Annotated in this window: 1 protein-coding gene and 1 pseudogene; both read right to left on the bottom strand. The window is 72.2% G+C overall.

Features of this window, described 5'->3' with window-relative positions; all coding sequences use genetic code 11:
* Positions 1-33: 33 nt before the first annotated feature.
* Positions 34-9,545, bottom strand: a pseudogene (locus tag KQY30_RS36425) (amino acid adenylation domain-containing protein); the annotation flags it as partial.
* Positions 9,545-13,813: an amino acid adenylation domain-containing protein gene (locus KQY30_RS15205; protein ID WP_302185317.1), complete on the bottom strand. Its 4,269-nt coding sequence runs from the start codon at positions 13,811-13,813 to the stop codon at positions 9,545-9,547. The pseudogene KQY30_RS36425 and the gene KQY30_RS15205, both read right to left, overlap by 1 nt.
* Positions 13,814-13,973 lie beyond the last annotated feature (160 nt).

Below are 13,973 nucleotides of genomic sequence, written 5' to 3'. Positions count from 1 at the left end.
CGGGCCGGAGCCGACGCGGGCGGAGTCGGTGTGCCGTAGCGCCGGGTCGGCGATCAGACAGACGGTCGGGCCGGGGTCGAGCGCCGAGACCAGCGCCCGGTACGCCTGGATGTCACCGCCGACCGGGTGGACCAGGCACACGAGATCGTGTCCCGTGCCGGTTTGCCAGATGTCCAGGGGCACCGGGTCGGCGTCGCCGGAGTCGACCTCCGTTTCCTGGTCCAGCCTGCTCAGCACCTCGTTCAGGCTGACCCGGTGGCTGAGTTCGAACAGCTCCAGATCGACCCCGTACAGCCGTTTGACCTCGGAGATCAGATCCAGCAGGGTCAGCGAGTCCGCGCCCAGGTCGTACAGGGAAGTCGACGGGTCGAGTTCGTCGACGCCCAGACGTCGGCGCAGGCTGTCGGCCAACTGCTCGGCGGGCGAGACGGTTCTGGTCTCATGCACGGACTCGGTGGCCGCGGTGGCCGGCGGCTCGTAGAAGACACGCGCCTCGTCCATGGAGACCGTCGAGACCATGAGCTGCGGCAACTGGAGTCGCAGAGCTCGCGCGAACAGGCGTCGGCCCTCCTCCGTACTCAGCCCGGTGGCGAGATGCGCCCGGTGGCGGGCGTCCGTACGCAGGGTGTTGCCCGCCATGCCGACCTCCCGCCAGACGTCCCAGTCGATGCCGATACGGACGGTGCTCTCGTCCGGGCCGGCCTGGTGGCGCGCGAAGGCGTCGAGGAGCCCGGCGGCGGCCGCGTAGTCGAACTGCCCGACGCCGCCGAACAGTACGGACATCGACGAGCAGTACACCGCGTACGCCGGATCGCGGTCGACGATCAGCCGCTCGACGAGCAGGGCCCCGCGTACCTTGGCCGCCATCGCCTGCCGCATGGAGTCGGCTTCGCGCCGCAGGATCAGGCTGCCCGCAGCCGTACCCGCCGCGTGCACGACGCTTTCGAGCCGGCCGAGGTACGGGGTGACACGGGCGAGGATCGTGTCGAGCCCCTCCTGTGCCAGGTCGGCTTCGACCAGCGTGACGCGGTCGGCCCACTGGGTCAGTTGGGACGGGAGGTACGGTCGGCGCGCCAGCAGGACGACGTCGGAAGCGGTCTGTTCGAGAAGAAGGGCCGCGATGGCGGTGCCGATGCCACCAGTGCCGCCGAGGATGAGGTGGGTGGTGCGGACCGGCTCGGCCGGCTGGGCCGGCTGGTCTTCCGGCTGGGACACGGGACCGACTACGGAGCCGACTACTGGGCTGATTTCGGGGCTGACCGCCAAGCCGGCTACGGGTTGGACGGTCTGGTGCCACCAGTAGTTCTGGCGCAGCGCGAGTCGGTGGGGGAGGGCGGTGCCGTCCTCTGCGAGGAGTGCCGCGAGCAGGGGCACCCAGGGGGCGGGAGCAGGAGCGGTCGTATCGGGAGCGGTTGTGTTGGAGGCCGTTGGGTCGGTGGGTGTCGGGTCGGGGTTCGGCAGGTCCAGCCAGTGGCTGTCCGCGCCGGTCTCCTGCCGTGCCACCTCGCCCACGCCGGCCAGCAGGCCCAGTTCGGGGCGCTGTACGAATCCGTCGACCGGCTGTGCGCCGTACGAGAGCCACCACAGGCGGGGCTTCGGGAACCCGGGTGTTTCCGCGATCGCCCGGAGCAGGGCGGCGGGGGTGTCGAGGCAGGCCCACTGGGCGCGGGCGAGTGTGTGCTCGTCGCCTGTGCCGTCGATGGCCAAGGGAAGGGCGTGCAGCCAGTCGATGCCGGACGGCGGTATGCCGGTGCCGGTGCTGGTCAGGGCGGTGAGGAGGAGGCGGAGCGAGGCGGGGTCGGCCGGGTCCACCTCGTAGATGTCGTCCGCGAGCCGGGCGAAACCGTCGGCGGCGCTGACGCGGATCACTCGGGTGTGCGTCCGCTCGAAGGGCTGCCAGGCCGCCGAGGTGGATGGGACGGCGGTGAGCACGACCAGGGTGCGGGCAGTTGCTGCCCCGGCTGTCGTACGAGTGGAGGCACCGGCCGGGGTACGGATCGGAGTACCGGCCGGGGTCTGGGCCGGAGTACCGGCCGGGGTACGGGAGGTCGCGCGGCGGAGTCGTACCCAGTGCGGCTGGTGCAACCACTGGTCCTCGGACAGCCGTTGCGGTGTCGTCGCGTCGGGCTCCGCGTTCGGCGTGGCACGGGGGAAGTCGTAGTCGGTCAGTTCGAAAGCGGGCGGCGGGAAGTCCCAGGGTGCCTGCGCGGTACCGGCGGGCCAGTGGATCGTACGGCCGGAGGCCCAGGCCGCGGCGAGTTCGCCGGCGGTACGGTCTGCGGCGGTGAGGCCGGGTTCGTCCGGCGCGGGCGGCTTCGTCTGCCCGTCCGGTACGGTCGAGACGCCCCCGGCAACGGTCCGCAGCCAGTCCACCGCGGCGCCGGCGTCAGCGCACTCTGCGGCGGCCCGCCAACGATGAGTGGGGCGGCCGGACCGAAGATGCCGCAACACCTGCGCGTAGGCCTCGGGCCGGGCGGCCAGATAGTCGCCGATCCGTTGGGCGTCGGCGCGCAGCCCCGTGGGGCTGCTGCTGGAGAGTACGAGGCACGGGATGGCGTCGGGATCGCCGAAGCCTTCGTGGCTGCTGGTGCCTTCATAACTGCCCCGGCTTCCCCGGCTGTCCGTCCTGACCCGACTGTCCCGGCTGTCGGCCCTGTCCGCGCTGCCCTGGCTGCCCGTGCCTACGCGTGTGCCCGGAGCCCCGGACTCGTAGCGGTTGACGGCGCTCGCGCCCCGGGCGCCACAGCCCGCGCTCCGAGCCGCCCCCGCGCCCCCACCTCCCGCCTCCACGATCACATGCGCGTTCGTGCCGCCGATTCCGAAGCTGCTTACCGCCGCCACCCGTTCACGGTCCGCCGGCCACGGCAGCGAACGCTCCGGGATGTAGAACGGCGTCGCGTCCTCGCCGATCTGAGGATTCAGCCGCCGGAAGCCCAAAGTCGGGGGGATCTCGGCGTGGTGGAGGGCGAGGGTGGCTCGTATCAGACCGATGACCCCCGCCGCCGCGCCCAGGTGGCCCAGTTGGCTCTTGACCGAGGACAGGGCGCAGTGGGCGGCGGGGCCGGTGGTGCCGAAGGCCTGGCGTAGGGCGGCGAACTCTACCGGGTCGCCGAGGCGGGTGGCGGTGCCGTGGGCTTCGACGTACCCGACCTCGGCACCCGTACGGCCGCTGCGCCGCAGCGCGGAGCGGATCACCTCGCGCTGGCCGGCCAGCGAGGGGGCGCTGTAACCGAGCTTGTCGGCCCCGTCGTTGTTGAGGGCGGAGCCGGTGATGACCGCGTACACCGTGTCCCCGTCGCGTTCGGCCAGCCGTAGCGGCTTCAGCACCACTACGCCCACCCCGCTCGCCCCGATCGTGCCCCCGGCGTCGTCGCTGAACGGGCGGCAGTGTCCGTCCGGGGAGAAGATGTGCTGCGGGCGGTAGTGGTAGCCCTCGCTCAGCCCTGTGTCGACAAGCACGCCGCCGGCCAGCATCACGTCGGCGTCGCCCTGCCGCAGCAGACCGGCCGCCACATGCACGGCCACCAGCGAACTCGCGCAGGCCGCCTGCACCGTGAACGCCGGTCCTGTCAGACCGAGGTGGTAGGCGGCTTTGGTGGCGAGGAAGTCCTTGTCGTGGTGGAGCGCGAGCTGGAATTCGTCCGGCAGGCCGGCGGGGTCGGCCTCGCGGAGCATGGCCCGGTAGTACGTGTTCTCGCCGCAGCTCGCGACCAGACCGACGCGCGTGACCCGCTCGCCGCGCCGCCGCTCGGCCGGGGCGCTCCGCCGCCCGTCCGATACGGCACGGACCCCGTCAGGAGTGGCGATACCGGCATGTGCCAGCGCCTCGACGCAGTTCATCAGCAGATGCCGCTGCTGCGGGTCCATCAGCCGCGCCTCGTGCGGGCTGATGCCGAAGTGCCCGGGGTCGAAGGACAGCAGACCGTCCATCTGGCTGCGGGCGCCCACGAGCCCCTCGGCGGCCTCGAAGTGTTCGATACCGCTGCCGCCCGTCCGTACGAGGTCCCAGAAGGCGGCCAGGTCCCGGGCACCGGGCAGTCGTACGGCCATCCCGACGACGGCGATCGGTTCGTCCGGCGAACCCGCTGGACCACCGGCCGAAGCGGAAGCTGAAGCCGGTCCCGGTATCGGTTCCACAACCGACTCCGAAACCGATTCCCGCTCCGGAACCGAAACCGATTCCGCAGCCAAATCCGATTCCGCAGCCGGATTCGAAGAAGCCGACCCCTCCAGGAACCGTGCCAACCCCCTTACCGTCACATGCTCGAACAGGTCGGCGACGGTGAAGGCCACCCCCAGTTCAGTCGTACAGCGCAGATGAAAACGCATCAGGTCCAGGCTTGTCGCCCCCGCGTCGAAGAACCGCTGATCGGGCCCCACCCGCTTGCCCGTCACCGTCTCGAACAGCCCGGCCAGCCGCGCTTCCCCCGCCGACAGCACCGGCTCGTCCGACCCGTACGCCTCCAACTCCTCGCCCGGCGCCGTCAGTACCGCCCTGCGATCCAGCTTGCCGCTCGGAGTGCGCGGAAGCGACCGTATACGGCGGAAACGGCGTATCCGCACAAAAGATGGCAACAGTGGGGCGAGATGCTCCGCCATCTCCTGTGCCGTCGGGCCAGGATCGTGGCACTCCAGGCACGCCACGAGGTCCTCGCCGTCCCTGGTCACCACCGCATTGACGATCCGGGGGTGCTCCAGCAGGGCCGCCTCCACCTGACCCAGTTCGAGCCGGTGGCCGCTCACCTTGATCTGCTCGTCGTCGCGGCCCATGTAGTGGAGCAGGCCGTGCCGGTCGAAGCGGGCGAGGTCGCTACTGCGGTAAAAACGCACCGCCCCGGGCTCCGCCCCCGCCCCCTGCTCCAACCCGGGCTCCGCCAGCCCCAGCCCGGCCGCCGCCGACCCCGCCGCTGCCGCCTCCCCCGCCGACCCCGTCCCCGGCAGCTCCACGAACCTCGTACGGTTCAGCTCCTCGTCGCCGAGATAGCACGGCGCGACCATCGTCCCGCCGATCAGCAATTGCCCCGTACGCCCCGGTGGCACCGCCTCGCCCGCCTCGTCGACCACCCGCAGCCACGCCCCGCCCACCGGCCGGCCGATCGCCGGACGGGCGGGCCACCGCGCCGGGTCGCCCTCCAGGCACAGCCCGCTGACCACATGCGTCTCGGTCGGACCGTAGTGGTTGAACAGCCGCGCCCCCGGCATCCCCGCGAACCAACGCCGGACGGCATCGGTGCATACGAGCTGCTCGCCCGCAGTGATCACCTCGCGCAGCCGGGAGGGATGGCGCCCCAGCCGGACACCGTGCTCGGCCAGGAGTTGAAGCGCCACGAAGGGCATGAAGAGACGCTCGACACCCGCGGTTTCGAGCTGTTCCAGCAGCGCCGGGACATCGTGCCGCCAGCCCGGCCGCACCAGATGGAGCTGCCCGCCCCCGCACAAGGTCGTGAAGATCTCCTGGAAGGAGACGTCGAAGGACAGCATCGAGAACTGCTGCGTCACCGCGGGCCCCGCCAGTCCGCCCGCCCCCGACTGCCACTCCAGCAGATTGCACAGGGTGCGGTCGGGTACGTCGACGCCCTTGGGCGTACCGGTCGACCCCGAGGTGAACAGGGTGTACAGCGGCCGTCGGCCCTCATGAAACGCCGCGCTCCCATGGACCGCACCGGGCGTGGACGGCGCACCGGGCACAGAGGGCACGACGGGTACGGAAGACTCGACGGGCACGGACCGCGCCAGCGCCGCCAGCGCCACCGGGTACCGCGGCAGATCGTCATGAGGAACGTCGAGTACGTCCTCCCCGCCCGGCGGTACGAGGACACACAGCGGCCGTGCCTGATCCAGGATCCGCCGCAGCAGAGCCGGCGGGTACGCGGGATCGAGCGGTACGGCGGTGAGGTTCAGCCGGGCCAGGGCCAGCAGCGCCACCACGTGTTCCGGTGACGGCGGAAGGTGCAGCGCGACCCGCGCCGGGGAACCGTCGTCCAGCGGCACCGGATGACGGGCCCGCAGGACCGCCGCCAACGCCTCGGCCCGGGCGTCGAGTTCGGCGTAACTCAGGGTCCGCCCCTCCGCCGTCACCGCCGGCGCGTCCGGGGTCCTGCGGACCTGCCGCGCGAACCCCTCGGCCACGGTCGTGAACGGGAGCGCTACGGAGGGGCCGCGCCCCGGATCGGCCAGACCGCGCCGGTACGGGGCGATCAGCTCGGTGAGCGTGGCCGGACGCCCCTCCGCCAGCCGCTCGACGCCCTGCCGGAAGAGCAGGGCCGCCGCCTCGGCCTCGGCACGGCCGAAGTGATCGTCGGCGTACTCCCACAGGCAGTCGAAGCCGGACTCGTGCTCGACCACCGACAGGGTCAGCGGGCACTTGGCCTCGGCGGGTTCCGGCCACTCGGGACGGATCTCGCAGCCCGGCAGCGCCAGCGCGCCGAACTCGGTGTTCTCCAGCACGAAGAGGAAATCGAAAGGGGGCCCGTCCGTACGGAAACGATGGTCGGCCAGGACATCGGCGAGGACCACGTCCTGCCGGTCCAGGACCGCCCGAGCCTCGGCGCCCTGCCGGGCGAGCTGGGCCCTGAGATCCTCCGCCGGGCCCAGTTCCAGCGGCACCAGCGCGGTGTTGGCGAACATGCCGACGGACGACTCGAATGCGCGCAGCGGCCGGTTGGCCACCGGAGTGGCGATCAGCGGCCGGGCGTCGCCGGTCACCCCGTACAGACTCCACGCGAACACGCTGAGCAGGAGCTGGAACCGGGTGAGGCCCAGTTCGGCGCCGAGCCGGTCGAGCGCGGTGCGGTGGTGCTGGCCGAGGGAGGTACGGAGGAGCCGTCCGGCGGCACGGTCCGGCGGGCGGACGGGCCGTACGGGAAGCAGGGGCGGCGATACGGCCGGGCGGCCCGCGTAGTGCTCCTTGAGGGCGGTGCGCTGGTCGAGGTAGGGGGTACGGGCGAGCCAGCCCGCCTGCCAGTCGGCGAAGTCCAGGGGGTGGGGACGGCGCCGGCGTCCTCGGGCGGGCCGGACTCCTCGCCGTACAGCGCGGCTCGGTAGTACGCCGAGAGGTCCCGGAACAGGACGGTCAGCGACCAGCCGTCGACGGCGATGTGGTGCAGATGCAGCAGGAGTGTTCCGCCGTCGCCTTCCGGAGCGGGCAGCCAGGAGGCTTGCAGCATCCGCGGTTCGGCCAGGTCGAAAGGCGCGTCGAAGAGGAAGCGCCCGGCGGAGCCGTCCGAGCCGCCCGCGTCCGGCGTCGCGTCCCGGGGATCCGGCGCCGAGACCCACGGGTCGTACGGTTCGCCCACCTTCTGGCGCAGCCCCTCCGGCGTCGTCCGGAACGACGTCCGCAGCGCGGGATGGCGCGCCACCAGGCGCCGGAGCGCCTCACGCAGCGCCGCGATGTCGAGGGCGCCACGGAGCCGGAAGGCGAGCGGCACGTTGTACGCGCGCGAGCCCGGGTCCCGCTGCTGGAGCAGCCACAACCGCTGCTGCTCGGAGGTGGCGGGCGCGGACCGGGCCCCGGACGGCGCCGGCGCGGACGGATACCCGGACTCCCTCGGCCCCTGCCGCCCCTCGGCGATCGCGGCGGCCAGGGCGGCGAAGTCGGCGCGCAGGACGAGCGCCTGCGGCAGGTCGCGGTCCCAGCGGCGGCTCACCTCGTGGCGCAGCCGCAGCGCCTTGAGCGAGTCGCCGCCCTGCGGGATCCAGCGGTCGTCCGGACGCAGATCCGGTACGCCGAGAACGCCCGCGGCCAGATCGAGGACCTCCCGCTGCCAGGCGGAGACCGGTTCGCCGTCGCCGCCCGCGTCGCCTTCGCTGCCGCCTTTGCCTTTGCCGTCGCTGGAGCGGGTGGCGAGTCGGCGCCATGGCTCGGCCCCGCTCCTCAGAAGCGCGTCCTGGTCGACCTTGCCGTTGGCGTTCAGGGGCAGCGCGTCGACCAGATACATCCGGTGGGGCCGCATGTAGACCGGCAGTCCGGCCGTCAGATGGCCGTCGAAGTCGTCGAACGGCAGATCGCCGCGCGGAACGAGATACGCCAGCAGCTCGTTCGCCCCGGCGGTGTCGCGGCGGGTGCAGACGTATGCCTGCCGCACCGCCGGGTGGGACAGGATGTGCCGCTCGATCTCGCCCGGCTCGATCCGGAAGCCGCGTACCTTGACCTGCCGGTCGGCGCGTCCGACGTATGTGATGAGCCCGGCGTCGTCGCGGCGCACCAGATCGCCCGTCCGGTACCAGACGCGGTCGCCGCCCTCGTACCACGGCAGCCGGACGAAGCGGCGCTCCGTCTCCTCGGGCAGATCGCGGTAGCCCGCGGCCAGCCCCTCCCCGGCGAGGTGCAGTTCGGCGATCTCGCCGGGCCCGGCCACGCGCGTGCCGTCGGCGACGAGCAGCGCCTCGGTGCCGGGCAGGGGTGCGCCGATCGGTACGACATCCGCGTCGAAGCCGCGCGGAATGGGGTGGCAGAGGGCGAAGGTGGTCGACTCGGTGGGGCCGTAGACATTGTGGAGGCGGGTGGTGCTGGTGGGGTTGTCGCGGTACCAGCGGCGGATCAGCCCCGCGTTGAGCTGCTCACCGCCGATCAGGACCCGGTCGACGGTGGCGAAGCAGTCGGGCACCTCGTCGACCACCGCGTTGAAGAGGGCCGTGGTCACGAAGAGGGTGTCGACGCGCTCGCGCTCCAGGGCCGCCGGGAGCAGCCGCGGGGTCTGGACCTCGGTGTCGCCGAGGATCACACAGCAGCCGCCGGTCAGCAGGGGCACCCAGACTTCGAAGCTGAGGGCGTCGAAGGCGGGGTTGGCGAGGCAGGCGTAACGGGAGCCGTCGGCCGGTGCTGTGCGGCCGGGCTGTGCGTGACCGGGCTGTGCGTGATCGGGCTGGGTGTGGCCGGACTGCGTGTAACCGGGCCGCGCGAGCCGCAGAATGCCGGCGTCCCGGACCTCAACGCCCTTGGGGCGGCCGGTGGTTCCGGACGTGTAGAAGAGGAACGAACAGGCCGACCCGGGCCCGTCGGCTTCCGGAAAGCCCGGGTGGGGCTGCTCGTCGTACGGCTCGGGCCCCGGCGTCTCGTACGGTACGTCCTGGCCCTCCGCACCCGCCCCCAGCAGCGTGTCCGCCGCCAGTGACACCACGGCCGGTGCGAGTCCGCCGGGCGGTTGCTCGTCTTGGCCGTTCCCGTTCCCGTTTCCGTATCCGTGCCCACGCGCATGTACGAGCGCCACGCTCGCCGAATCCTCCAGGATGTGGCGCTGCCGGGCGGGCGGGCTCTGCGCGTCGAGAGGCACGACCGTCGCCCCCGCCCGCAGGATGCCGAGCATCACGCACACCAGGGACCACGAACGCGGCAGGCACACCGCGACCGCCTGTCCGGGCTGTACCCCCTCGCTCCGCAGCGCACGGGCGACGGCCGCGCTGCGCCGGTCGAGTTCGGCGTAGTCGATCCGCCGGCCACCGTCCACGACCGCGGTGGCCGACGGCGTACGGCGCGCCTGTGCGAGGACCGACCCGGCGAGGCTCCGGGGAACGGCCCGGTCCGGAACTGCGGAAGCCCGATCCATCACGCCTGCCGCCCCTCGAACCGTACGGCCGACCGCTCACCGGCTGCGGCCCGTTCATCGATCGCGATCGGAGAGGCCCCAGCCCCAGCCCCGGCCTCTGCCCGGGGCCCCGCCCCCAGCCGCCGCAGCTCCTTCTCGATCACCGCCGCCACACGCACCACCTCGCCGCTCTCCAGCAGCTCCCAGTGGTCGCAGTCCACCGGCTCCACCTGCCAGCCCCCCTCGGCCCGCCGCTGCCAGAACTCCCGTACCGCGCGGTGGAAAGGCGTGTCATCGGCGCCCTCCACGGCCTGGACCAGCACCAGCCGGGCCGGTGAGGGCAGTGGCAGATGGTCGCGGGCGGTCATCCGGTTGTGGTTGTAGACGCGGAAGTAGCGCTCGATCTGCGCGTCGTCGATCCCGGGATACATGCCGTTGAACCTCACGAGCTTGTCGCGGAACTCCGCCATGTCCACCGGCGCGACCGCCGCGCGGTCTGCGGGATCGTCGCTGGCCTGCGTGTCGAGCAGGACCACGCTCACATCGTTCCTGCCGCTCAGCGCCAGCCGCCGCCCCATCTCATGGGCGACGAGACCGCCGTACGAGAGGCCGGTGAGGACCAGCGGTCCGGCGGGCAGCGGTTCGACCAGCCGCAGATAGGCCTCCGCCATGGCCTCGACGGAGCGCAGGAACGCCTCGCCCGGGTTCAGTCCTGGGGACTGGATCCCGTACAGACCGATGGACTCGGGCAGCGCCTTGGCCAGTGACAGATAGCAGAAGGCGGTGCCCCCGGCCGGATGGACGCACACCACCCGGCCCTGGTCCCGGCCCTGGTCCCGGCCCTGGTCCCGGCCCTGGTCCCGGCCCTGGTCCCGGCCTTGGTCCCGGCTCTGGCCCCGGCCCTGGTCCTCGCCCGCGCGGAACTCGATGAGGCCGTTCCCCGGGCGGTCCGGAGCGCCGTGCCTGAGGAGTCCGCCGAGGGACTCGATGGTCGGATGCAGCAGGATGTCGCGTACGGGGAGCGGCACGCCCAGGCTCTCGCGTACGGCATGGGCCATCTTGATCGCCGACAGGGAAGTGCCGCCGAGGTCGAAGAAGCTGTCCCCTATACCTATGTCGGGGTGCAGCAGAATGTCCCGCCATATCTGATACAGCGTTAGCTCGATATGGTCGCGGGGACTGGCCTGGTTGACCTGTCCCTGGCCGTCGGCCCCGATGCGCCGCAGCAGGGCCGCCCGGTCGAGTTTGCCGCTGTGCGTGAGGGGCAGGGAGGGCAGCTCGACGAAGGCGGCAGGGATCATGTAGTCTGGCAGGCGCTCGGCCAGCGCGGCACGCCATGCGTGCGGCCCGCGCGGTTCGGCGTCACCGTGGCCGATTCCCGCCACCAGGCGCGGCTGACCGGCCGGGTCGTGGTCGGCCAGCACCGCGGCCTCGCGGACCCCGGGCAGCGCGAGCAGCGCCGCCTCGATCTCGCCCGGCTCGATACGGAAGCCCCGGAGCTTGACCTGGTCGTCGCTCCGGCCCGCGTACTCGGCGTTGCCGTCGGGCAGTCTGCGCGCGAGGTCGCCCGTACGGTACATCCGCTCGCCCGGCACAAAGGGATTGGCGACGAACCGCTCGGCTGTCAGATCCGGCCGGTGCAGATACCCCCTGGCCAGGCTCGCGCCGCCCAGAAAGACCTCGCCCGTCACTCCGGCCGGTACCGGCCGCAGCCGCTCGTCCAGCAGATAGAGCCGGGTCCCGTCCAGCGGCCGGCCGATCGGGCAGGGGCGGTCCAGGGGCTGTGGAGCGGTGTACGCGGTGCTGTAGAGGGTGGCCTCGGTGGGCCCGTACCCGTACCGGATCCGCAGACCGGGCAGCGCCCGGCACATCCGGTACAGCGCCGTCTCGGGCAGGCTCTCCACCCCGGTCAGCACCTGGCGCAGGGCCAGACCGCGCAGCCGCTCCTCCGGCGCTTCGTCGATCCACTTGATGTACGAGGGGGGCAGGAAGGCCTGGACGACACGGCGCTCGCGCAGCCAGCCCATCAGCGCCTCGGGGTCGCCGCGCAGCTCTTCGGGGACGAGATGGAGGGTGCCGCCGGTGGTGAGCGGCATGAGGATCTCGTGCACGGACGCGTCGAAACCGATGCTGGACCAGGCGGAATGCGCCTCGCCGGGCTCGTCGCCCATCAGCGCGCGCCAGGAGTCGAAGAGGTTGAGGACGCTCGCGTGGGTCACGGCGACGCCTTTGGGGCGGCCGGTGGATCCGGAGGTGTGAATGACGTAGGCGAGGCGGGAGGGCGGGACGGGGACGGCGGGGGAGTGGTCGGACTGGCCCTCGTCTTCCACGGCGGTGAGTGCGTGCCGGCCTTCGGGCGCGTCCTCCGGTGAGGAGTCCGGTGAGGCGTCCGGGGTGGCGTCGGTGAGGACCAGGGCCGGAGCCGAGTCCTCGACGATGACCGCCAGCCGCTCTGCGGGCTGCCCGGGGTCGAGCGGCAGATAGGCGGCGCCTGCCTTCAGGATCCCCAGGATGCCGACGACCAGTTCGGGCGACCGCCCGGTGTGCAGCCCGACGACCTGATCGGGGCGGACTCCACGGGCGATGAGGGCGTGGGCCAGGCGGTTGGCGCGCCGGTCGAGGGTGGCGTAGTCGAGCTGCTCCTCGCCGGCGACGAGGGCGGGGGCGGAGGGGCGTATGCGCACCTGCTCCTTGAACCGTTCGACGAGGCCGGGGCTTGGGGGCTGTGGGCGGGGCGCTGCGCTTTCCGGCGATGGCGACTGTGACTGTGCCAGCGACAGCGACTGAGACGGCAGCGGCAGCGGCGACTGTGCCGGCGGCGACCCGGGCTCGGCCAGGCCGTTCCAGTCCGTCAGCAGCCGTCGGCGCTCGTCCGCGTCCATCAGGTCGAGATCGTCGACCGGCCGGTCCGGATCCTGCGCCATCCCGGCCAGCACCTGGCCCAGATACCCCGCGTACCGCTCGGCCGTTTCGTGGTCGAACAGCGCGGTCGCGTAGTCGAGTTGGCCCTCGATCCGCCCGTCGGTCTCGCTCAGCGACAGTGCCAGATCGAACTTCGCCGCCGCGTGCGGGATGGCGAGCGGCCCCGCGTCGATGCCCGGAAGATCCAGCAGGCCCTTCCTGTCCGGAACCCAGGCGCACATGGTCTGGAAGACGGGGGTGTGCGCGGCGCTGCGCGGCGGGTTGACCAGTTCCACGACCCGCTCGAACGGCAGGTCCTGGTGGTCGAGCGCCCCTCGTACCACCCCGCGCACCTGCTTCAGCAGCGCGGCCGACGTCGGTGAACCGGACAGATCGACCCGCAGCGCAAGGGAGTTGACGAAGAAGCCGATGAGCTTGCGGACCTCCGGGCGGCGGCGGTTGGCCGCGGGGGTGCCGACAACGATGTCCGTACGACCGGTCAGCCGCGACAGCACGACCGCCCACCCGGCCAGGACCGCCACGAACAGCGTCCCGCCCTGCCGCCGCGCCACACTCGCGAGCCGCGCGGTCAGCTCCTCGTCCAGCGAGAAACTCACCCGGCCCCCGCGGTGGTCCTGCTCGGGCGGCCGGGGCCGGTCGGTCGGCAGTTCCAGCAACGAGGGGGCGTCGGCCAACTGCTCCTTCCAGTAAGCCGCCTGCGCGCCGGGCACGTCCCCGGCCGCCCAACGCCGCTGCTCGGCGGCGTACTCGGCGTACTGGAGGGGCAGCGGCGGCAGCGGATCGCCGGTGCTGCCCTGGGCCAACGCGGTGTAGAGCGCGCTGAGTTCGCGCAGCATCACATCCATGGACTGGCCGTCGTAGACGCTGTGGTGCATGGTCAGCAGCAGGATGTTGTGATCGCTGCCCAGTACGATCAGCCGCCCCCGCCCGAGCGGCCCGTTGGCGAGGTCGAAGGGCGTGGTGAGTTCGGCGACCCGCAGCTCGGCGACGCGGTCCTCGACGCGGCTCGCGGTGCGGCCCCCGGCCCGCTCCTCGGCGCCGCCATCGGCATCGCCCTCAGCACAGCCCTCGGCATCGACCAGACCGCTTAAATCATCAATCTCCAGGGCGAATCCGGTGTCCACCGGCCCGATGAGCTGGCGTACCTCCCCCTCCTCGGAAACCAGCCGGGTCCGCAGCGCCTCATGCCGCGCCACCAGCGCGTCGAGCGCCCGCGCCAGCACCTCACGGTCGAGCGGCCCGCGCAGCTCGAACGCCATGGCCTCGTTGTACGCCGTACTCGCCCCCGGCATCTGCGACAGAAACCAGAGCCGCTGCTGCTGAAAGGAGGTGACGGCCGACGCGTGGATGAGTTCTCTGGGCGACAAGCTGGCTCTCCTCGTCCGCGGGTGTCTCACTGGGGAGGGGCAACACGCGCCGGGCATATGACGACAACGTTGCCATCGAGTAATGGATCACCAGACACCAGCCGCCCCGAACGTACGGAACGACTGCGGCACGGGGTACCGCGACACTCCCGGAACCACA

It is taken from the genome of Streptomyces sp. GMY02, assembly GCF_019056675.1.
Lineage (GTDB): Bacteria > Actinomycetota > Actinomycetes > Streptomycetales > Streptomycetaceae > Streptomyces > Streptomyces odonnellii.
The sequence above is the reverse complement of the archived record's forward strand: the minus strand, read 5'-3'. Positions and strand labels throughout refer to the sequence as shown.